This is a genomic window from Mesorhizobium sp. ESP-6-4, from assembly GCF_020164735.1.
Taxonomy (GTDB): domain Bacteria; phylum Pseudomonadota; class Alphaproteobacteria; order Rhizobiales; family Rhizobiaceae; genus Mesorhizobium.
In genome coordinates this window covers 15,935-36,285 of sequence record NZ_JAIUGS010000027.1, presented here as the reverse complement: position 1 = coordinate 36,285, position 20,351 = coordinate 15,935, and the positions used below count along the sequence as shown (strand labels likewise).

Genomic DNA, 20,351 nt, shown 5'->3' with positions numbered 1-20,351 from the left:
TTCCTAGAAATCGAAAGTGACCATGCGATACATGATGTACGTGCCAAGCAGCGCCCAGCTCCCGAATGACAAGAATACCGGCAGGATCATCGGGTTACCCCAGATCTTGCCATAATAGGACGGCGCCACGAGCATCAGAATCAGGAACATAAAGGGAGGAAACAGCGAGATGATCCATGCCGATACCCTCCCCTCGGCCGAGAGCGCTCTGATCTTCAATCCAAGTTTCCGCCTTTCGCGCAGGACGGATGACAGGTTCGCGAGGATCTCGGTGAGATTACCGCCCGTCTTGGCCTGAATCGAAAGCGACACCGACAGCAGGTGCAAACCCTCGAAGCCGACTCGCTCCGATAGTTTCCGCACCGCCTGCTCCATGCTAAGTCCGAAGGTGATTTCGTCGGCGACGATGCCGAATTCCGTCCCAAGCGGATCGGGCATTTCGCGTGCGACGAGACCGATTGCGACCGAAGCGGGGTGGCCGGCGCGGAGCGAACGGACGATCATGTCAAGCGCATCGGGCAATTGCCCGGCGAACTTCAGGATCCGCTTTTTGCAGGCTCGCCGCAGGAAAAGCAGCGGCAATGCGAACCCCACCCCCAAGAAGATGAGGAAAGCTGCCGGCGCCGAGACACCAAACAGAAACCAGACAAGCAGCGCCAGCACTAAACCGGCGAGAAGGAACGACACCGCGAAAGTCATTGGGTTTCCGGTTATGCCGGACCGGGTGTACAGCCGGTTCAACCAGATAAAGCTGGACGCGAAGTCTCCCGAACCAGTCAGGCCGCGCTCGCGCAGCAGGGTTTGCAGGGTCTGCTCCGCGGGTGCCTCGTCGGCGAGGCGGCGAAGCCGGTGATTGACGGCCACTCTCTGTGAGCGCCGGCGTGTGAGAGAGAGGTAGAAAGCCTCGCCGGCTAGGATGACGGAGGCGGCCGCGACCACATAGATGAAATAGAGAAGCGTCTGTCCCGTCAGCATCACATCGCCACCTGCGGATTGAAGGCATCCTTGGCGAAATGAAGGCCAAGCGTAGCTGCCTCAGTGGCGAAGCGCGGGCGAACACCGGTGGCGCGGAACTCACCGACGATCGTGCCATCGGCGGCAACGTCGCGCCTGATAAAATGATAGATTTCCTGTAACTGGACGACATTTCCTTCCATGCCCGTGATCTCCGAGATCGAGATCACACGCCGGCCGCCATCGGAAAGACGCTGCGTCTGCACGATGATGTCGAGGGCAGATGCGATCTGCGCGCGGATGGAGTCGTGCGACATCGGCATTCCCGCCATGCCGACCATCTGCTCCAGGCGCGATATGGCATCGCGCGGCGTGTTGGCGTGGATGGTAGTCATCGAGCCTTCGTGGCCGGTGTTCATGGCCTGCAGCATGTCGAAGGCCTCTTCGCCCCGCACTTCGCCGACGATGATTCGGTCGGGGCGCATGCGCAGCGCATTCTTCACCAGCTCGCGCTGACGGATCTCCCCCTTGCCCTCGACATTGGGAGGACGCGTTTCCAGCCGTCCGACATGCGGCTGCTGCAGTTGCAGTTCCGCCGCGTCCTCGATAGTGACCAGACGCTCCTTCGATGGGATATAGCTCGACAGCGCGTTGAGCAGCGTCGTCTTGCCGCTACCGGTGCCGCCTGAAACCAGGATCGACTTTCGCGCCTGCACCGCGATCCGCAGAATATCGATCATGGGCTGGCGGATCGAGTTGAATGCCATCAGGCGTTCGAGCGAATAAGGATTCTTCGAGAATTTGCGGATCGAGACCAGCGGGCCGTCGATCGAAACGGGCCGCACGGCGATGTTGACGCGCGAGCCGTCGTCGAGGCGCGCGTCCGCCATCGGCGAGGATTCATCGACCCGACGGCCGATATTGGAGACGATCTTGTTGATGATCCGCAGCAGATGCGCCTCATCGCGAAAGCGGATCGCGGTTTGCTCGATCATGCCGCGACGCTCTATGAACACGCGCTCATGGGTGTTGATCATGATATCGGTGATCGAGTCGTCCTTGAGCAGAGGCTCGATCGGACCGAGCCCCAGCATCTCGTCGGCGGTGTCGCCGGTCAGCTGATCCAGCTCGCGGGCATTCAAAGGCACGTTCCGGCCCCGCACGAATTCGCGCACGATCGGCCGAATCTCATTCAGGATCTCGTCCTTTGACGCGCTTTCCAACGCCGTCAAGTTGAAACGGTCAATGAGATGACGATGGAGCTCGACCTTGAGGGTCAGGAAATCGTCGCCCTGTGGCTCGGCTTCTACCGCGGGAGCAGCGGCCGTTCCATTCGGCGCAACGACGACCGGCGCCAGTATCTTCTGTTCGCTCGGCCCTTTAATGAAGCGACCCAACATGCCGCTTACCCCCTTATATTTTCCCCAAATGGAAACTAAGCGTTAACCACGAGCGGCACAAGCGGCCTGCAGGCTACACAACGTATAATACTTGCGACATAGTTAAGAGATGGATTTCGGAAAATCGTTTTATTTTCTCCTGCGTTCCGTGCACCGACTAAAGTCCTACGACCTTTGGCGGCACACAGCCGACATTGGTCGATAAGCCACTAGATATACTGAGATATGCATTATTTCTAATGTGGCAGCCGAGAGGTATGGCTGCGGCGGAATTGTGAACGAATGGTTAAGATCACTTGAAAAATGAGGCGAATCAAGCTGTTGTCAAAATTCAGAAAGCGCTTGGACGAGTATTGAAAGGTTAATGGACTGTTAATCCGTTTGACTTGGCTTTTTTACGGGACCTAGGATTGAACGTGACGGGGGATGCTTGGGTATGGGGTTCATCCTTGGCTCTGTCTCGTCGGGTTCAAACCTCTCAAAGGGAGAAATTGGCGTGAAGAAGCTCATGACGATGGCCCGGCAGTTCCGCGACGACGATAACGGCGCTGCCATGGTCGAATATTCGATTCTGATCGGTATCATCACCGCAGCGGTGATCACGTTCATCATCGCCGTCGGCGTCTATGTCACCAATGCATGGAGCACACTGTGCACCAATCTGGCGACCGACCCGAACAACGGCGTAGGCATGACCTGCTAACTGGAAATGGCCAAGCCCGGGGACGACCCTGAGGCCTGGCCAAACTGACATTGCAAACTCGGGCTTAGCCCGAGTTTGCAAGCGCCAAGGCGGGTCCAAGGGGTTTGGGAAATGCGCGCCAATACACTCATCATGGTTGTGCTTGCCGGTATATTCGGCGTTCTGGCGGTCGTGCTTGTCAACATCTGGCTAGCGGGGCAACGCAACGCTATGGCCAACGGCGTGCAGGCCAGCACGGTCGTGGTCGCGGCGGTGCCTTTGAAATTCGGGGACGCGCTGAGCGCCGACAAATTACGCGAAATTGCATGGCCGGCGGGAGCGGTGCCGACAGGCGCCTTCAAGACGGTCAAAGAAGCGATGGCCGGCAACGGGGCGCGCCAGGCGCTGCAGTCCATCAGCGCCAACGAACCTGTTCTCACTGCGAAGATCACTGGTCCGGGTCAGCGAGCCACGCTTTCGGCGGTTCTAGACGAGGGCATGAAAGCCGTTTCCATCAGGGTCAATGATGTGCTCGGCGTCGCCGGTTTCGTCTTCCCCGGTGACCGCGTCGATGTCCTGCTGAGCCGTACGGTCCGCGACAATGACGGCGCCGATAAGAGTTTCGTTGATGTCCTGTTGCAGAGCGTCAAGGTGCTTGCCGTCGATCAGGTTGCGGATGCGACCAAGGACAATCCGACCGTGGTCAAAGCCGTGACTGTGGAAGTGAGCACGAAAGATGCGCAGAAACTCACCCTGGCCGCCGGCGCCGGTCAGTTGTCACTAGCGCTTCGCCAGGCCGCCGGCAGCAAGGGCGAGATGAACGAGAGGGTGACGCTGGCGGACCTGACGGGCGACACACCGGAGGATGTCGCCAAGCGCCAGGCCGAGCTTGATAGGCAGGCCGCCGAGGAGGCAGCGCGCAAGCAGGCCGACGAGAAGATCGACGGACTCGCAAAGGCGGTGGAACGGGTCGGCAGCCAGATCGATCAGATGAACAAGGCAAAGCCGGTCACGGTCGTTGCCGCCGCGCCTCAACAGCCGGTGAAGGAAGTGATCAAATACGTCCAGCCGGAACCGCCGAAGCAAGCTACGGTTGGGGTGTTCCGGGGCGTCAAGCTGGAAACCTACGAAGTGCCGCGACAAGACTGACGAGGGTCGGCGCGGCGGAGGCTGCCCCTGGGCAGCAAGCGGGGAGACGGGGAATGAAGGGGTTTTGGGTCAGGATAGCGGCGGCCGCGCTATCTGTGTTGGGCGTATCGGCGATCTTCGGCCATCCGGCTGCGGCGGCCGATCGTTTCATCGACGTGTCGAGCCCGTCGCTGCATCGTGTGTTCGTGCCGGTTTCCCAATCCGCCACGATCCAGGTGAACGCCACGCTGGGCGATATCGTCGTCGGCGACGAAAAGATCGCCGATGCGCAGCCGATGACCGACAAGACGCTCTACATCATTGGCAAGAGCGTCGGCACCACCACCGTCAATCTGTTTTCCGAGGACAAGCGCTCATTGGGCGCCATTCAGATCGAGGTCGGCCAGGATGTCAGCGATATGGCAGTAGCCATTCGCCAGGTGGCGCCGAAGGCTCGCATCGAGATCGGCTCGATCAACGGCAAGGTTCGCCTGAGCGGTCACGTCAAGGACGCCGCGACCCTGGCATCCATCGTAGAGGTCACGCAGCAATATGGCCCCGACTCCATCATAAATGCCGTTACCATCGATGACAGCGAACAGGTCAATCTGTCGGTGCGCATCCTGGAGGCCAAGCGCAACGCCGGCCGCGATCTCGGCGTGTCCTTCAGAAGTAGGAATAGCAGGGGCACTACGCGGGTCGGGACGGGCATTGGCACGGTAGATAAGGACGGAGCCGAACTGGGCGCGGGCGACCTGGTCTCGGGCCTTCTGTCCAATACCAACCCGTTCGCGGCACTGATCACACGCATCATCGACAGCAACATCAAAGTCGACCTGATCATCGAGGCGCTCGAGGCGAAGGGAGTGGTCCGCACGCTGGCCGAGCCCAACCTCACCACGGTTTCCGGCGAAACCGCCAGTTTCAATGCTGGCGGCGAAGTGCCGGTGCGCAGCGTCAATGCGCAAGGCGAAGTCGAGATCGTGTTCAAGCAGTTCGGCGTCAATTTGAACTTCACGCCGGTGGTGCTGGACGACGGCAAGATCCACATCAAGCTTGCGCCGGAAGTCAGCGACCTGACCGGCTTCACCGCTGCCGGCGATCCGATCTTCACCAATCGCAAGCTGTCGACAGTCGTCGACCTGCGCGACGGCCAGAGCTTCGCGGTCGGCGGCCTGCTCTCCAGCAAGAATACCATTCAGCAAGATCAGGTGCCTTGGCTCGGCCAGGTGCCGATCGTCGGTGCGCTGTTCCACAATTCGAGCACGCAGAAGGAAGAAACGGAGCTCGTTGTCATCGTGACGCCGCATCTGGTGCGGCCGGTGAGGCCCGGCGAGCAACTGGCGACGCCTTTCGACAAGACGAGGCCCGCCAACGACCCGGAGCTGATGCTGCTCGGCCAGCTCGAAGTCAACAAGGACATGATCCGCATGTACGAGCATGGCGAAGGCGTCACCGGGCCCTACGGCCACATGCTGGATGTGAAATCGAAGGACAAGCTGGTCTATGTCAAGAAGTAAGCTCCTGCTCGCGCTTCTGTGCACCGGCCTGCTCGCGGGCTGCGCGGCCGACTATCTGCACAATTACGACACGATGACGCTGGCTTCCGGCGACTCGCAAAAGGCCAATCAGCTGCTGCAGACGGTCGATCCATACAATCCGGCTTCGAACAACACGAAGATCGAAGGCGACGGCGCGCGGTCTGTGGCCGTGGTTCAGAAATATAAGCTTCCGGCAAATGGGGCGGCGCCGGCGACAAACATGACGGTCAATGTAGTGCCGTCGAGCGAGACCAGCGCAGCGAAGTAGAAGGATGCGGTTCGTCAGGCGAGCGAGGAGCCTGGCACGAATGGAACAGAGAGTAAGATCATGTTGAGGACCATTCGTGAATTCTGGAACGATCAGCGCGGCATAGCGATGATCCTCGTTTCCATCATGTTACCCGTGCTTATCGGATTTGCACTGCTCGCTGTCGATATGAGCCGCGCAACCGGACTGCACAACGATCTGCAGAAGGGTGTCGACGCGTTGGCGCTTGCCGCCGCCGCGGAGCTCGACGGCAATCCGGATGCCATTACACGAGCCAATCGAGCCGTGACCAATCTTATTTCCAACAGAACGCGGTTTTCGACATTAGGCGATCACCAGATCGCGTTGGCCGATGTGACCGTGACCTACCTTACGGGCATCCCGGCCAGCGACAGCATCGCGCTGACTGCAGCCGGGCTAGATTCCAATGGCGTGAATTGGGCCAGCACGGATCCGAAGCTTGTAAAGTTCGCGGAAGTCACAGTGAACGCCTCCGGTGCTACAACCGACGGGGCCGGCGCTTTCGAGACGCTTTTTCCGGTCAGCTTGTCCAATATAAGCAGGATGGACATTCGGCCGCAGGCAGTGGCGGGTTTCACAAACGCGCTCTGCCAATTCACGCCGATGTTCATCTGCAATCCCTACACGTCCCTCGGCGCTCTTCAGACAGCCGTTTCGGGGACAAGCAAGCCGATGATCTTGCTCAAGGAGCAGACCGGCGGAAACAACGCCCAATATCTGCCCGGCAATTACGGGTTCCTGTCCTCTCCAGAGGGCGACAAATCCACGGCGACCCTGACCGAAATGTTCGCCGTGACGAACCCGCCGGCTTGTTACGGTCAAAACGGGGTTACGACACGCCCAGGCAACATTCCGCCCGTCGACGCTGGCATCAACACTCGCTTCGATCTTTACGACAACAGCGGGCCCTACAAGACCGATCCGACCGTCAACCCGCCAGCGCCTAACGTCCGCAAAGGCATGGCTGTCTCCAATGCCGGTAAGAAGAGTTGCGCCTATGCCGCGCCGGATATCAATCAGGCCAGCAAATACATGGCGCTTCCACATGACACCGGCTGCTGCGCGCAGGCCGGAGTGCCTGGCAGCGGTCTATGGAATTTCACCGGTTATTGGAGCGTCAATCACGGCACTGCGAGCACTTCCGGGGTGCTGACCGCGTGCGGCGCAAATCCCAGCCGTTACTGCGTCTACAAATACGAGATCAACAACCCGACGCTGAAAAGCGGCCAGGAGAAGACTGCGCCACAGTGCAACACGACGACGCAGGGCGCCGACAGGCGGCTTCTCTACGTCGCGATTGTCGACTGTGTTAACAATATTGTCAAAGGCGGCAATCAGACATTACCGGTGCAGGCTTTCGCCAGCATGTTCGTCACCGAACCGGCGGGAGGGCCGCCCGACGCCAATATATACGCCGAGTTCGAGGACATCAGTACATCGGTCGGCCAAGGCACGCTGAAGAAACTTCAGCGTAACGAAGCGCAGCTTTACCGGTAGGCCCATGCTGACCGCGCTCAGACAAATCCTCCACCGATTCAAGCGCGACGACGACGGGGCTGTCCTGGTCGAGATGACCCTTGTGACGCCTTTCGTGTTGCTGTTGTCGGCCGGCGTCTTCGAATTCGGGAACATCCTGAACACACGCATGCTCCTCGACGCCGGCGTCAAGGATGCGGCTCGCTATATGGCGCGCTGCAGCAGCGATTGGAACACTTGCTCCGGATATGCAACAAATCTTGCGGTGAATGGAGCCATAACCGGCGGCAGCGCAAGGGTCACGGGATGGACCACAGGCCAGATCTCCATCACTCCGGCAGTATCAACTCCAGCAATCGATCCCGCTACTGGTACTGAACTTTACCTTAGCAGCACTGCCAACGTCGTCGTCGTAGAGGTTAGCACGTCATACCCTTACGCTGGTGTCGGGCTCTGGTCTTATCTTGGCTTCGGCCAGCTCACCCTAACGGTTGCCCATCGGGAGCGCGTCTTCGGATGGTGATGCCGCGAGACAAGTTCTGGGCGGCGGAGTCCGGTGCCGCAATGGTCGAAGCAGCAATAGTCATGCCGCTGCTGCTGACGCTCCTGTTCGGTTTCGTCGACTTCGGCTATGCCTTCTATCAATGGAACGCGGCCAACAAGGCCGTGCAAGCCGGAGCGAGGCTGGCGCAAATTTCCAGCCCCGTTGCCAGCGGGCTTTTGCTCGAGGCAAAAACGCCCAGCAACTCGCTGGACGTGGGCAAAGCAGTTCCAGCCAACACTTACAACTATATCTGCACCGCCAACGCCGCGGGAGCAGTCTCGTGCACCTGCGGAACGGGTGCGACATGCCAGGATCTCACCGCAAGTCAGGCCGCCTTCGATTTTATTTTCAGCGGCAGCGCCGGCCGAGCTGGGATGCACTCATACCTGCCTATGCTGACGAAGTCCCAGGTCCAGATCCAGTATCAGGCATCCGGCCTTGGTTACTGGACCCGACCCAACGGTCCCGTCCCGACCATCACGGTCAGCATCGTCAATCATCAATTCCAGTTCTTCTTCCTGGCCGGTCTGCTTGGGTTCAACAACATCACCATGCCCTCGATGTTGAGCACGGTCACGGGCGAAGATTTGAAGAGTACCTTCCCATGAACGCTATCGACACCAGAGTTCTCCCCACAAAACGCAAGCAGGTGGCGCTGTTTTCCGGCGATGCGAATTTCAAACGCGACGTGACGACCCGCCTCGATGCGCTGGCGATCTATGACGTCAAGGTCTCTGATGCGGCGGAGTTCCTGAAGGGGCCGCCGGCCGACAGCCGGCCCGGCATCATCATCCTCGATCTCGCCAATGGCGAGCTGCTCGGCAATCCGGCAATCGTCGAGGCGCGCGCGGCCTGGGCCTCGGTGCCGCTGATCGCGATCTCGGACGAACTCACTTCAGAGCAGACGCGCGTGCTGGTGCGCATGAACGCGTCCGACTGGCTGCACAAGCCGCTCGACGCCAAGGAGCTGCTCAACGCCGTCACCTTCCACGACACCGGCAGCCAGGGCACCAAGAGCCGCATCGTCACCTTCATTGCCGCCAGCGGCGGCGCCGGCGCCACCACGCTGGCGATCTCGGCGGCCGAGTATCTCGCCTCGAAATCGGCCGAGCGCGCGGCCTCGACCTGCCTCGTCGATCTCGACTTCCAGAGCGCCAATTGCGGCGCCTATCTCAACCAGTTCAATCAGTTCGACCTCTCCGGCATCATCGGCCAGCCGGACCGGCTCGACGTCGAGCTGATGGATGTCATCAAATTGTCGCGGCCTTCCGGCCTGACGCTCTATTCCTTCGAGCGGCCGCAACTGCCGTTCGAGCCGCGCGGTTCCGACTTCGTCTTCCGGCTGCTCGATCTCGTCGCCTACCGCTTCGACGACATCGTCATCGACCTGCCCAACATCGAGACGCCGTGGCACGATTCGGTGCTGCGCACGAGCGACGAGATCTTCATCGTCTTCGAGCTCAACGTCGCTTCGCTCAGGCAAGGCAAGCGGCTCTACAAGAAGATCCGCGAATTGCGCGGCAACAAGGTCAGCATCACGCTGGTCGCCAACAAGCATAAGCGCAAATGGTTCGGCAACCACTTCTCGCGCAGCGAGCTGGAGAAGATCTTCAAGGCGCCGCACATCAAGTCGCTGGCGCTGGACAATGCGCTTCTGGCCGACGCGCTGAACCGCGCCATCCTGCCTTCCGAGGTGGACGGACGCGCGCGTTTCAACAAGGACCTCAAGCGCATGTTCAAGGAACGGCTGGACAATGCCCAGCGCTAGACTTCGCATCGTCGGGCGTCTTGCCGCGGCCGGCCTGATCGGCATCGCGCTGGCGTCGGCCTGCGGTTTGGCGCAAGCCGGATCGGGCCTGCCGCCGCTGCCGGCCATGGGCCCCAGCCTGCGCAAGGCGGTCGCCTTCGAGACCCGTGAGCAGCCCGGCACGATCGTCATCCGCAAAAACGAGAAGGCGCTCTATCTGGTGACCGCAGCGGGGCATGCGCTGCGCTATCAGATCAGCGTCGGCCGCGACGGCTTCGGCTGGACCGGAACGGTCAAAATCGCTTCCAAGACCGAATGGCCGGAATGGCGCCCGCCCAGGGAAATGCGCGCGCGCCGGCCGGAACTGCCGGCGATGGTGCCGGCCGGTCCCTACAATCCGCTCGGCGCCAGGGCGCTTTATCTGTCGCGCGACGGGCGCGACACGCTCTATCGCATCCATGGCACCAACGATCCCAAGGGCGTCGGATTCGACGGCACGTCCGGATGCTTCCGGCTGACGAACACCGATGTGATCGATCTTTTCAAACGCGTCGCGGTGGGCGCAAAGGTGGTGGTTGAATGACGATGATCAGCGAGCCGGACGTTCCGGCAATCGAACTCGGTCACAGGGAAGCCGCTCCGGGAAAGCCCAGCCGGGCCAAGCTGATCGGCGTCATGGCGGTGGGTGCGTTGCTCGTCACCGTCGTCAATGTGACGGCCGCGGTCTATCTCTATCGCGGCGTCAACGACCTCAAGACGATGGAGGCGCGGCTGGAACAGCTCGGCCAATTCGAGCAGCGGATCGGCGCCCGCATCGACAGCGTCAATAACGGTTTCCAGAGCCGGTTCGAGACACTGGACCATCAGTTGCAGGCGAATTTCGGCCGGATCAACGGCAATATCGCCAAGCTTGAGCAAGGCCAGCCCGTCGCCGCCAGCGAGCCGGCGCCCGGCGCGGCCGAGCCTGCCCTGCTCGACAACACCACGGTGGCGGATGCGTCCGCGGCCGACGGAGACGCTGGCGCCGGAGACGGACAGCCCGCGTTCAAGCGCAAGGTCGCGCCTCCCGGCCCCAATCCGTCCTACCAGCGCATCCAGCAGCCCGACGGCAAGGTCTATTACAAGAAGATCAACTGAGCAGGCGGTCTTCGCCTAGACCGGCAGGTTACAGATCGCGCTGCAGCGCAAGCATGCGGACAGCGCGGGCTTCGGCACGCAACTTTGCCTCGCGCAGAAACGCGACATGGCAGTAGGCGCATGCCGCGAGACCAAGGCACAGCACAAGGCTGTTCTTCAAGCTGAAGTCGAGCATGAGCGAGAAGTGCAGGCCGTTCGGTATGGTGAAGGCGGCAATGGTGCTTGCCGTTTCCGCACTGCTGCTCAGCGCCATCATCTTGCCTGCGAAGATCAGCGCGGCGTGATTGGCGAGGAAGAAGCCGGCGGACCTTTTTGCCCGGCAAATCATCCAGCAGGCGCCTGCCGCCAGGACGATAAAGGCCGCATCGAGCGCCATCGATCCGCCGAGATAGACGTGCACCTGCTGCCAGAACATGGTCGAGAACGGCCGCAGCTCGAGCCAGGCATGCCACGCAGCGGGGCTCGCCGGATAGAAGCCGAGAAGCAGCGCCGCCGCTCGCTCCGCCGCCAGCAGAATGAGCACCAGGGCCGGAAAGACAAAAAGCAGTATCGGCTTGCGCATCGTGTCATCCCCTCGACATCCGATGGCCGATTCTAGGCCGCATTGGTTGCGCGAGACTTAACGCAACACCTTGCTTTTCAAGGAATGTCGCTCACATCTAATGTATGGTCCGGTTCAGCGGTCGGGGGTGGCGCCATGTCGACAGGAGCTAACGGGTCGGGCTCGGGCCGCACCGCTGGCTATCGGCACGATCCCGCGAGGGTCCACGCGTGAACCAGGTGAGCCCGTCCGGCCGCCCGCTGCTGGCGTCAGCGCTCGGCGGTCTCGGCCTGCTCGCAGGCATGGTGCTGATCGTCGAGGGTGGCCGCCTGCTGCCGCCCGCTTCGATCGCCCCGGCTCAGGACGCCGGCGACCTGAAGCCGGCCTTCCATGGCCCGATCCATGACGCGCCGCCAGGCCGGCCGGCGCGCAAGATCGCCGAGGACCTCATTGCGCCGCCGCCGCTCGACCCATCCGGGATCGAGCGCATCGAACCGCGTCCTCCGCTTAGCGAGCTCGGACTTGCGCAGCGGCCGCAGACGCCGATGCCGCAGGATTGGCGCGAGACGCTGCTTTTCCGTCCCGTCGCGACCTCCTCGGCGGTCGTCGAAGCCATGGGACGCACCGTCGCCATCAGCGGGACGGTCGACATAGGCCCCGACAGGACCTGCATGTTCGACGACACCGCCTGGCCTTGCGGCCAGCGGGCGCGGGCCGCCTTCAACGCCTGGCTGCGCGGACGAGCCCTGAAATGCCTCCTGCCGCCGGACGTCGACCGTTTTGCCATCGCCGCGCCCTGCGCGCTCGGCACGCAGGATGTCGGCGCCTGGCTGGTTTCCAACGGCTGGGCGATGGCCGCTCGCAGCGGCATTTACGGCAAGGCGGAGGTGGTGGCGAGAACCGCCCGGATGGGCATTTTCGGCCCACCGCAATAGTGCTGTCGCGGGAAGGCCGGCGGCCGGTTTCCTCGCGGACTTGCGTGAAAGCAGAATGGTCAGGGGAGTTCAGCACTTCTAAAACCTGGACTGGGCCGACGACCTGGCAGGTCGTCAGCCGTGGACCGCGGCCGCCGGTGTGCCGGATCCGGCGCTTGCCATGGAGAACATGCCGACTTGCATCAAATTGTACGTTTCCCTGACACCGAAATCGTAACGGACCTCCTGTATGCCATGCGTCGAACAGGAGATTGGCCCTTGACTGCGAAAACACCGACCGCGCCGGTTCAAACGTGGAAGCACCTCATCTTGCTGGCCGCGCTTGGCACCGCCGCCTGCGTCGCGCTTTCGCTCGGGTTGAACTACCTGCTGCTTTTCAGCGACAGCCTCACGCCATTCGGCCGCGGGGCAATTACGGCAATCATCGTGCCGATCGTCATCGGTCTGCCGTTGTTTGCCCTGCTCGGCTGGCAACAGGTGGAGATCCGCCGCTACCGGCAGGAACTCACCAGATCCGGCACCTACGACCAGCTGACCGGCTGCCTGAACGGCAAGGTGTTCACCTCGATGGTCGACAGGAGGGCGGCGAAACCAGCCGGACCGCGCTCCGGCGCCTTTCTGGTCATCCATCCGGAACATCTGGCATCGATCAACCTGCGCTTCGGTCTCGAATGGGGCGACGAGGCCTTGCGGCTGATCGCATCGGCTATCCGGTCCGCGGTGCGCAAGGACGATCTGATCGGCCGGATCGGAACCTCGATGTTCGGCGTCTTCCTGCCGGGCGCGAGCGAAGAGGACGCCAAGGACGTCGGCGAGCGCATTCGCGGCACGGTCGGCGAGATCTACTTCGCGCCGAAAGGCGACAAGGACGTGCTTGCGATCAAAGTCGGCGGCGTCATTTTCGAGCGGGAGCTGGATTTCGAGGACATGTTCCGCTTCGCGGAGGAAGGCATGGCCGAGATCCCGGACGAAGCCGGCCTGCGGCTGTCGCATGTCACCAACTGAGCCGGCGCGATCGCCCGACACGCCCACCAGATGTTTCGGAAAGCCGGTGCTGCGAGAGGATTGAACTTCCGCTAATTCAATAAAAACAATACTTTACACTATATTTCTAGCATTGTGACGACCGACAGGGTGACCCTGCTGGACAATTGTCTTGCGGGCAAACCCCAGCAAATCACCCCTCGACCTTGCTTGGATTTCCGCTAGCATGGCCGCGAATTAGCTGTTCCTGAAGAAATCGAATTTCGCTGAAGGGGGCGAAAATTCATGGAGATGCAGCAGGTCCGCTATTTCTTGGCCCTGTCCAACACGTTGAACTTCACCAGAGCGGCCGAGGAATGCAACGTCACTCAGCCGGCGCTTACGCGCGCGATCAAGACGCTTGAAGAAGAACTCGGTGGCGAGCTCCTCCGGCGAGAGCGTCAGCACTCGCACCTGACGGAACTTGGACGGCGGATGCTGCCCTTGCTGCAACAATGCTATGACGCGGCCACTTCCGCCAAGTCATTGGCCAAGGCTGTGCAAAGCAGCGATGTTGCGCCGCTCAATGTGACCATTTCGAACAGTATCAACATTGCGCTGCTGGTTTCGCCGTTCACCGAGCTCTTTCGGGCCTATCCCGGTGTGCATCTTAAAATCCACCGTGGCTCGCCGGCGGCTGTGATCGAGGCGCTAAAGGGCGGTGAAGTAGAGTTGGCGATTGCCGGCCCCCTTGGACAGGCTTGGGACCGCCTGGACGTATGGCCTCTGTTCCAGGAAGGGATCGAACTCGCGGTAAATTCAGATCACCCGCTCGCCCGGCGAAATGAGGCTGATGTCGCGCTGGCTCAGCTCGCCGCCGAACCTGTGCTCAGCCGGATCGATTGGGAGACGAGCGAGGAACTAGCGCGTTGTCTTTCCGCTAAAGGGTATACTCCCCGGACCGCGCATGAAGTCGAGACCGATCAGGATCTCCTTGCGCTGCTTGAGGCCAATGCCGGAGTTGGCTTTGTCTCGCTTACTGCACCGCGATCCTCGAACATCCGCCGGCTCAAGCTTCGCGATCTGGACGTCTCGCGGATCGTGTCGGTTTATGCGGTCGCCGGCAGGCAGCGCGCACCTGTCGCGACGACGCTGCTCAATCTCTTGAGAGCGGCCGACTGGTCATCCTTTGGCGTCAGCGAGCCCGCCTGAGCGCCGCGATCAGGTCGTCGATGTCCATGCGACGGCGGTAGTCCGGATCGACGAAGCGGTCGGTGATGATCCCGTCGGTTCCGACGACGAATGTGGCCGGGATCGGCAGGAACCAGCTGGAGTTGCCCTGGTAGCTTGGGAGGTCATAGGCAACGCCCATCAACCGCTCCATTTCGGTTCCGATCCATATTGCCAGGTTAAGAGACAGGGCGTAGCCATTGTCCATATCGGTCAGGAAGGGGAAGCTTGCGCCAACCGCGGCCTTCATCGCCCTGGCGAATTTGCCTCGCTCGGGCATGATCGCCACGATTTGCCCGGCCAATGCCGCGATCTCCTGCTGCGCTTCGACGATGCCGATCGCGTTCAAACGGCAGTAAGGGCACCAATGCCCGCGCTGGAAGGTGATCACAGCGGGCCCTTGGAGCAGGATGTCGGCCAGGCCAACCAGCCTGCCTTCGTCGTCAGGCAGCAGGAATGGCGGCATGACATCGCCGGGCTTTGGCGCCGCCGCTCCGGCACCCTGCTTCTCCAGGCGTTCCACCAGTCGATCTACAGCGTCCGCAAACTCCGAGTTTAGGCGGCGGACCGCCGCGGCAACCACCGCCAGCCGTTCATTGAGAGGCGCATCAAGCTCGATGGCTGCCTGCACGGACTGCTCGAATGTCATTGCCTGGTCGTCGGCGGCCATGTCTGCACTTTCATACCTCGCACACAGCCTATCACCGTAACCCCTCGGCAGTTGCCATGTTTTTCCTGCATGGATTTGATGCCCCACCTGCATCGACACATGCCAGATCTGTGTCTTCTTCGCTGACCCGAGGCGACGCGTTACATCATGTTCCTGATATCCGCCGTGAAGGTCGGGAAAGCACAGACCATCTCAGACAGCTCTCGTGCCGTGATGCCGTGCCTCATCGCGAGCGCAAATATGTGGATCAGCTCTTCGCCGGCATGGCCGACCAGGTGAGCCCCAAGGATCCTGTCTGTCGTTTCCTCGACGATGATCTTCGACCACGCTACCGGCTCGGCGTAAATCCTGGCCGAAAGCCAGCCTTGCATGTCGTTTGAGTGGACGTTGATGATGAAGCCGCGTTCCCTCGCCTTGGCCTCGGTCAAACCGACGGTTGCCACGGCCGGAATGCTGTAGAGCGAGGCAGGTATTTGACTGTAGTCGGGCCGATGTTTCGGGCCGTCGACGATATTGCGGCCGACGATGCCGCCCTCGTAGGTCGCTATCGGCGAAAGCTGCGGAGAATTCCAGACCGCGTCGCCGCAGACATAGACGTCCGGATTGGAACGGGACCTCAGATGATCGTCGATCTCGATGCGGCCTTCGCGATGCACGATGACGCCGGCGCCGAGTTCGAGGCCCTCGACATTGGCAACGCGCCCGGCGCAATTGACGGCCCGATCTGCGTCCACCCGGTATTCGGCACCATCCTTCGCGAAGCTCACCCGCAGTCGCCCGTCGACCTCCTCGATCTCCTTGACCCAGGCCTTGGTATGGATGCTGATACCCAGGCGCTCGCTCTCGCCAAGGAGCTGAGCAACGGCATCCACGTCGAAGCTTCCCAGAAGCTGCGGCAGCGCCTCGAGGATCGTGACTTCGACGCCGGCGCGCGCATAGACGTGACCCAGCTCGAAAGCGATAACGCCACCGCCAATGAACACCACGGCGCGAGGCAGCGTCGGATCGCTCAGCACATCGTCCGATGTCGTCAGGAATTCCGAGCCGGGAATCGGCATTGGGCGCGGCTTCGAGCCGGTGGCGATGACGATGTTCCTGGCCTCGAATTCTCGACTGCCGACGCGGATGGCGTTGCTGGCGACAAATGCGGCCTCGCCGTAGATGACGTCGACGCCTCGCTTGGCCATCAAACCGGACAATCGGGACGGGATATCCCTGATGATGTCCTTTTCCCGCTCGATCAAGCCTCGCCAATCTAGCCGCGGCGGTTCGATCCTTATTGCATGATCGCCGGCCCTCGCGATCTCGTCGAGCGCGTGGGCTGCCGCGACCAGCACCTTCTTCGGAGTGCAGCCGCGATTGGGACAGGTGCCGCCAAGATCGCGAGCCTCTACCATGGCGACGGAAAGTCCGGCGGCGCGTGTCGCAACCGTCACGCCCATTCCGGCATTGCCGCCGCCCAGGATCACGACGTCATACTTTTCCATCGCATCGCCTCCTCCGCTCTAATGAAGCTTGATGCGCGGTCTGGCGCGCTTGACGATCATCTCGCCGATCGAAGCCAGCGTTGTCTGCGCCAGGCCGTGCACCGCCTTGAGATGCATCTTGTGCAGCGAGCGATAGACGAGCCTCGCAACGAGACCTTCGATCTTCAGTCCCCCGATCAGGCTGCCGAACGCACCGTAGTCGGCGAGTGAGACGAGGGAACCATAGTCGCGGTAGCGATACGCCGGTGGGGCCCGCCCCGCGAGACGTGCCGCGATCACCTTGGCCATGTGGTGAGCCTGCTGATGCGCTGTCTGGGCGCGCGGCGGCAAGGCGTTTTCTTCGCCCGGGAGAACGCAGTTCGCGCAGTCGCCAATCGCGAACACATTCTCGTCTGCGACCGTGCGCAAGGTTTCATCGACGATCAGGCGGTTGATGCGATCGGTTTCGAGACCTTCGAGACCCTTCAGGAAATCCGGCGCCTTGATACCGGCCGCCCAGACGACCAGTTCGGCAGGCACAAAGAGCTTGTCGCCGAGCCGTATACCGTCTTCGGTCACTTCAGTGACCTTGATCCCGCAGCGTATCTGCACGCCCAACTTGATCAGCAAGCGTGCCGTAGCGCGCGCCATCTGCTCAGGCAGCGCAGGCAGGATTCTGGGTCCGGCTTCGACGATGGTGATGCGGATCAGCCTTTCGAAATCGATGTTGTCGAGATTATGCGACGCAATCTCGCGCATCGACTTGTGAAGTTCCGCTGCCAGCTCGACGCCGGTGGCGCCGGCGCCGACGATGACGCAATGAAGCTGACCAGGTGAAAGCTGCTTATACTGCGCATTGGCGCGCAGGCAGGCATCGATCATGCGCTTGTTGAAGCGGGCCGCCTGTTCCGCGGTATCGAGCGAAATGGCATGGCGCGCGGCGCCTGGTGTGCCGAAGTCATTGGTCACGCTGCCGACGGCCATGACCAGCGTGTCGTAGCCCAGAACGCGCGGCGGGATGACCTGGCGACCGTCATCGTCGAAGCTGGGCGCAACGAAAACCTGGCGTTTGGCACGATCGATGCCGACGACCTCGCCAATGCGGTATCGGTAGCCGTGGCGGCTGGCATGGGCGATGTATTCGACCGCGTCGCGCGATGCACTCAAGGCGCCGGATGCCACCTCATGCAACAGCGGCTTCCAGATATGGGTGCGGTTTCGGTCGACAAGCGTGACGGAAAGCCGCCGGCTGCCGAACTTGCGGCCGAGGCGCGTCGCCAGTTCCAGGCCGCCCGCGCCACCGCCTACAATGATCACGCGGTGCAATGACTTGTCCGCGTGCGAGGGAGTCTCCGGGATCGTGCGGAACAGCGCAGCATTGTTGGCGAGCACGGCTTCTGGGATCAACCGCATGCCGGGGGTGACAATCTGCATCGGTGGTCTCCGTATCTTGCTCGTCGCGGCACGTCACTCTTGGGATTCGTGGATCACGATGCCTTGCAGCATGTCGACCTCGCATTCCCAGGGCTTGTCAGCGAGGACGCGCTGCCCATGCTCGTATCCTGCCTGCCAGCGCGTGCGTATGCCCGAGCGGGTGAAGTCGATGTCCTTGGTGTGGTCCTCGCCGTCCAGTCGCGGCGAAAGCAGGCGAACGAGATGCATGACCGACGGGCAGCCATAGGAGGCGAGCTCCTTGAACATCGGATCCTCGCGACGCTCCTCCGGCACGAGCCTTCCCATTTCGCGCACGACATGCCGCAACCGATGCAGTTGCTCCTGCCGTGCAACGTGGCTCCGGCCGCGGCTGGCGTATTGAAGGTCCTTCTGTCGCCCCATGACCTGCCAGATCGATTTCGGCTCGTTGGCGCGGGGCTGCCACATGTTGACGGCAAAGATCAGCGCGTCACGCCGAGGGCGCTCGTCCAGCACGACCTCGATGGGCGTGTTCGAATAGATGCCGCCGTCCCAATAAGGCTCGCCGTCGATGCAGACTGCCGGAAACGCCGGCGGCAAGGCACCCGACGCCATGACATGCGCCGCCGACAGGATCATCTCGCGCGTGTCGAAATATTTGAGCTCGCTGGTGTTGACGTTGACCGCGCCGACCGTCAGCCGCGTGTGGCGCCCGTTGAGATAGTCGAAGTCGATCAGATTGCTGAGCGTCCTCTTGAGCGGATCCGTGGTGTAATAGGATGCGTTCTCGACACCGACCTCGCGGTTGACTCCGAACATGGCGCTTGGGTTCGGCTCGAAGAACCCCGGGATGCCGCGCATCACCGTGCCCATATTGGCAACGACGTTGCTTGGAACCATCATCCGGAAAAACTCGTCGAATGGACTGCTGTGGCTGACGCCGTCCCAGAATTCCTGCAGCCTGGCCAGACGCAAGCCGGGCTCGTTTCCAGCAATCAGCGCGGCGTTGATGGCGCCGATGGACGTGCCGATGACCCAGTCCGGTTCGATGCCGCCCTCGACCAGCGCCTGGTAGACGCCGGCCTGATAGGCGCCGAGCGCGCCGCCGCCTTGAAGGACAAGAACGGTCTGACGCTTGACTTCGCCCTGGTGGCCGATCGCCGGTCCTGCTTGCGGGGCGGACAGGTTTTGCGTGATCTTGTTCATCGCCTTCGCTCCTCGTGCGGGTCTAGTGAGCAGTCCAACCGCCTTCGATCGGCATCACGGCGCCGGTGATCGAAGCCGCGTCGTCCGAAGCCAGGAACAGGCAAAGCGCGGCAACCTGCTCGACCGTGACGAACTGCTTGGTCGGCTGCGCTGCCAACAGAACATCCTTGATCACCTGCTGCTCGGTGATGCCGCGCGCCTTGGCGGTATCTGGTATCTGCTTCTCGACCAGCGGCGTGAGCACGTAGCCGGGGCAAACGGCGTTGACTGTGATGCCCTGTTCGGCAACCTCCAGCGCGACTGCCTTGGTCAGGCCGGCGACACCGTGCTTGGCAGCGACATAGGCGGATTTATAGGCCGACGCGACGAGCGCGTGCGCCGAGGCCACGTTGATGATGCGGCCCCATTTGCGCGCCTTCATCGCCTGCAAGGCGCGCCGGATCGTATAGAATGAAGACATGAGATCGATCGCCACCACCGCTTCCCATTTCTCGATCGGGAAGTCGTCGATCGGCGCGACATGCTGAATGCCGGCGTTGTTGACCAGTATGTCGACGGCGCCGAACTCGGCGATGGCCTTGTCCATCATCGCCGTGATGGCGTCGCCCTTGCTCATGTCGGCATTGTCGTATCGAACGGCGACCTGATGATCGGCCGCAAGCTTGGCCCGCAGGCGTTCGATCTCGGCGGCGTCGCCAAAGCCGTTCAGAACGATGTTGCAGCCCTCGGCCGCGAAGGCTTCGGCAATGCCTTGCCCGATGCCGCTGGTCGAACCGGTGATGAGCGCTGTCTTGCCTTTGAGCATCGTCTTGTCCTTCCGATTGCGCTATGAGCGACGGGGTGCGGGCCGGCTCCGGATCTGACGATGAGTATGGTGAACCGCCGCAAGCTGCGGAAATGCCGTTGAGACATGGATTCGATAGCTGACGGTCAGATCGTCGGCTGTGGAGGCCGATCGACCGCTCGGGTTGTTTGACGTCAGGGCAGCTAGTAAGATTGCATGGCACCCGGGCCGTGCCGTATGCACGT

21 protein-coding genes are annotated in these 20,351 nt (G+C 61.6%); 13 read left to right on the top strand and 8 right to left on the bottom strand.

Annotated features, from left to right (window positions below):
* Positions 1-3: 3 nt before the first annotated feature.
* Both LB523_RS27775 and LB523_RS27770 read right to left on the bottom strand, forming a co-directional pair.
* Positions 4-975 (bottom strand): type II secretion system F family protein, encoded by a 972-nt coding sequence (locus LB523_RS27775; RefSeq protein ID WP_224609049.1) that lies wholly within the window; start codon positions 973-975, stop codon positions 4-6.
* Positions 975-2,354: a CpaF family protein gene (locus LB523_RS27770; protein ID WP_224609046.1), complete on the bottom strand. Its 1,380-nt coding sequence runs from the start codon at positions 2,352-2,354 to the stop codon at positions 975-977. Before LB523_RS27770 ends, LB523_RS27775 begins: the two co-directional genes overlap by 1 nt.
* A 496-nt stretch (positions 2,355-2,850) precedes the next feature.
* On the opposite strand from LB523_RS27770, the gene LB523_RS27765 reads away from it, so the two are divergent.
* The 10 genes from LB523_RS27765 (at position 2,851) to LB523_RS27720 (ending at position 10,898) form a co-directional block, all read left to right on the top strand.
* Entirely contained in the window at positions 2,851-3,057 is a 207-nt protein-coding gene (locus tag LB523_RS27765; protein WP_224609043.1) for a Flp family type IVb pilin, read from the top strand.
* A gap of 111 nt (positions 3,058-3,168) precedes the next feature.
* Complete coding sequence (cpaB, locus tag LB523_RS27760; protein WP_224609077.1) at positions 3,169-4,185, top strand: Flp pilus assembly protein CpaB; 1,017 nt, start codon at positions 3,169-3,171, stop codon at positions 4,183-4,185.
* A gap of 53 nt (positions 4,186-4,238) precedes the next feature.
* Positions 4,239-5,684: a type II and III secretion system protein family protein gene (locus LB523_RS27755; protein ID WP_224609040.1), complete on the top strand. Its 1,446-nt coding sequence runs from the start codon at positions 4,239-4,241 to the stop codon at positions 5,682-5,684.
* Positions 5,671-5,973 carry a hypothetical protein gene (locus LB523_RS27750; RefSeq protein WP_224609037.1) on the top strand — a complete coding sequence of 101 codons (303 nt, stop codon included), beginning with the start codon at positions 5,671-5,673 and terminating at the stop codon, positions 5,971-5,973. The genes LB523_RS27755 and LB523_RS27750 overlap by 14 nt, the downstream gene beginning before the upstream one ends.
* A gap of 60 nt (positions 5,974-6,033) precedes the next feature.
* Positions 6,034-7,491, top strand: a complete 1,458-nt coding sequence (locus LB523_RS27745) for a TadE/TadG family type IV pilus assembly protein (protein ID WP_224609034.1) — start codon at positions 6,034-6,036, stop codon at positions 7,489-7,491.
* A 4-nt stretch (positions 7,492-7,495) separates the two neighbouring features.
* Entirely contained in the window at positions 7,496-7,993 is a 498-nt protein-coding gene (locus tag LB523_RS27740) for a TadE/TadG family type IV pilus assembly protein (protein WP_224609031.1), read from the top strand.
* A complete protein-coding gene (locus LB523_RS27735) occupies positions 7,987-8,622 on the top strand; it encodes a TadE/TadG family type IV pilus assembly protein (RefSeq protein WP_224609028.1) in 636 nt (211 codons plus the stop codon). The genes LB523_RS27740 and LB523_RS27735 overlap by 7 nt, the downstream gene beginning before the upstream one ends.
* On the top strand, positions 8,619-9,782 hold the full coding sequence (locus LB523_RS27730) for a CpaE family protein (protein ID WP_224609025.1): 1,164 nt from the start codon (positions 8,619-8,621) through the stop codon (positions 9,780-9,782). Before LB523_RS27735 ends, LB523_RS27730 begins: the two co-directional genes overlap by 4 nt.
* The gene (locus LB523_RS27725; protein WP_224609022.1) at positions 9,769-10,344 is read left to right on the top strand and encodes a L,D-transpeptidase; all 576 of its coding nucleotides are present in this window, start codon (positions 9,769-9,771) and stop codon (positions 10,342-10,344) included. The genes LB523_RS27730 and LB523_RS27725 overlap by 14 nt, the downstream gene beginning before the upstream one ends.
* A complete protein-coding gene (locus LB523_RS27720; RefSeq protein WP_224609019.1) occupies positions 10,341-10,898 on the top strand; it encodes a hypothetical protein in 558 nt (185 codons plus the stop codon). Before LB523_RS27725 ends, LB523_RS27720 begins: the two co-directional genes overlap by 4 nt.
* 28 nt (positions 10,899-10,926) lie before the next feature.
* On the opposite strand, the gene LB523_RS27715 is transcribed toward LB523_RS27720, so the two are convergent.
* Entirely contained in the window at positions 10,927-11,460 is a 534-nt protein-coding gene (locus tag LB523_RS27715) for a hypothetical protein (RefSeq protein ID WP_224609016.1), read from the bottom strand.
* A gap of 209 nt (positions 11,461-11,669) precedes the next feature.
* Between LB523_RS27715 and LB523_RS27710 the strand changes: the two genes are divergently transcribed.
* The 3 genes from LB523_RS27710 (at position 11,670) to LB523_RS27700 (ending at position 14,549) form a co-directional block, all read left to right on the top strand.
* Positions 11,670-12,374: a thermonuclease family protein gene (locus LB523_RS27710; RefSeq protein WP_224609014.1), complete on the top strand. Its 705-nt coding sequence runs from the start codon at positions 11,670-11,672 to the stop codon at positions 12,372-12,374.
* Between the two features lie 258 nt (positions 12,375-12,632).
* Positions 12,633-13,379, top strand: coding sequence for a GGDEF domain-containing protein (locus LB523_RS27705; protein WP_224609010.1), 747 nt, complete (start codon positions 12,633-12,635; stop codon positions 13,377-13,379).
* Positions 13,380-13,643: 264 nt separating this feature from the next.
* The gene (locus LB523_RS27700) at positions 13,644-14,549 is read left to right on the top strand and encodes a LysR family transcriptional regulator (protein ID WP_140847209.1); all 906 of its coding nucleotides are present in this window, start codon (positions 13,644-13,646) and stop codon (positions 14,547-14,549) included.
* Here LB523_RS27700 and LB523_RS27695 read toward each other — a convergent pair.
* The 5 genes from LB523_RS27695 to LB523_RS27675 form a co-directional block, all read right to left on the bottom strand.
* Positions 14,533-15,237, bottom strand: coding sequence for a peroxiredoxin-like family protein (locus LB523_RS27695; RefSeq protein WP_140700483.1), 705 nt, complete (start codon positions 15,235-15,237; stop codon positions 14,533-14,535). The genes LB523_RS27700 and LB523_RS27695 overlap by 17 nt on opposite strands.
* A gap of 140 nt (positions 15,238-15,377) precedes the next feature.
* On the bottom strand, positions 15,378-16,724 hold the full coding sequence (locus tag LB523_RS27690; protein ID WP_224609006.1) for a dihydrolipoyl dehydrogenase family protein: 1,347 nt from the start codon (positions 16,722-16,724) through the stop codon (positions 15,378-15,380).
* Positions 16,725-16,742: 18 nt separating this feature from the next.
* Positions 16,743-18,137, bottom strand: a complete 1,395-nt coding sequence (locus LB523_RS27685; RefSeq protein ID WP_224609002.1) for an NAD(P)/FAD-dependent oxidoreductase — start codon at positions 18,135-18,137, stop codon at positions 16,743-16,745.
* A gap of 33 nt (positions 18,138-18,170) precedes the next feature.
* Entirely contained in the window at positions 18,171-19,322 is a 1,152-nt protein-coding gene (locus LB523_RS27680) for a patatin-like phospholipase family protein (protein ID WP_224608998.1), read from the bottom strand.
* Positions 19,323-19,344: 22 nt separating this feature from the next.
* Entirely contained in the window at positions 19,345-20,127 is a 783-nt protein-coding gene (locus LB523_RS27675) for a 3-hydroxybutyrate dehydrogenase (RefSeq protein ID WP_224608995.1), read from the bottom strand.
* Positions 20,128-20,351: the final 224 nt, after the last annotated feature.

Bases quoted from the DNA above. Each gene is read 5' to 3' on its own strand.
- LB523_RS27775 (WP_224609049.1), bottom strand. From the start codon at position 975: ATGCTGACGGGACAGACGCTTCTCTATTTCATCTATGTGGTCGCGGCC.
- LB523_RS27770 (WP_224609046.1), bottom strand. From the start codon at position 2,354: ATGTTGGGTCGCTTCATTAAAGGGCCGAGCGAACAGAAGATACTGGCG.
- cpaB (WP_224609077.1), top strand. From the start codon at position 3,169: ATGCGCGCCAATACACTCATCATGGTTGTGCTTGCCGGTATATTCGGC.
- LB523_RS27755 (WP_224609040.1), top strand. From the start codon at position 4,239: ATGAAGGGGTTTTGGGTCAGGATAGCGGCGGCCGCGCTATCTGTGTTG.
- LB523_RS27750 (WP_224609037.1), top strand. From the start codon at position 5,671: ATGTCAAGAAGTAAGCTCCTGCTCGCGCTTCTGTGCACCGGCCTGCTC.
- LB523_RS27745 (WP_224609034.1), top strand. From the start codon at position 6,034: ATGTTGAGGACCATTCGTGAATTCTGGAACGATCAGCGCGGCATAGCG.
- LB523_RS27740 (WP_224609031.1), top strand. From the start codon at position 7,496: ATGCTGACCGCGCTCAGACAAATCCTCCACCGATTCAAGCGCGACGAC.
- LB523_RS27735 (WP_224609028.1), top strand. From the start codon at position 7,987: ATGGTGATGCCGCGAGACAAGTTCTGGGCGGCGGAGTCCGGTGCCGCA.
- LB523_RS27730 (WP_224609025.1), top strand. From the start codon at position 8,619: ATGAACGCTATCGACACCAGAGTTCTCCCCACAAAACGCAAGCAGGTG.
- LB523_RS27725 (WP_224609022.1), top strand. From the start codon at position 9,769: ATGCCCAGCGCTAGACTTCGCATCGTCGGGCGTCTTGCCGCGGCCGGC.
- LB523_RS27720 (WP_224609019.1), top strand. From the start codon at position 10,341: ATGACGATGATCAGCGAGCCGGACGTTCCGGCAATCGAACTCGGTCAC.
- LB523_RS27715 (WP_224609016.1), bottom strand. From the start codon at position 11,460: ATGCGCAAGCCGATACTGCTTTTTGTCTTTCCGGCCCTGGTGCTCATT.
- LB523_RS27700 (WP_140847209.1), top strand. From the start codon at position 13,644: ATGGAGATGCAGCAGGTCCGCTATTTCTTGGCCCTGTCCAACACGTTG.
- LB523_RS27695 (WP_140700483.1), bottom strand. From the start codon at position 15,237: ATGGCCGCCGACGACCAGGCAATGACATTCGAGCAGTCCGTGCAGGCA.
- LB523_RS27690 (WP_224609006.1), bottom strand. From the start codon at position 16,724: ATGGAAAAGTATGACGTCGTGATCCTGGGCGGCGGCAATGCCGGAATG.
- LB523_RS27685 (WP_224609002.1), bottom strand. From the start codon at position 18,137: ATGCAGATTGTCACCCCCGGCATGCGGTTGATCCCAGAAGCCGTGCTC.
- LB523_RS27680 (WP_224608998.1), bottom strand. From the start codon at position 19,322: ATGAACAAGATCACGCAAAACCTGTCCGCCCCGCAAGCAGGACCGGCG.
- LB523_RS27675 (WP_224608995.1), bottom strand. From the start codon at position 20,127: ATGCTCAAAGGCAAGACAGCGCTCATCACCGGTTCGACCAGCGGCATC.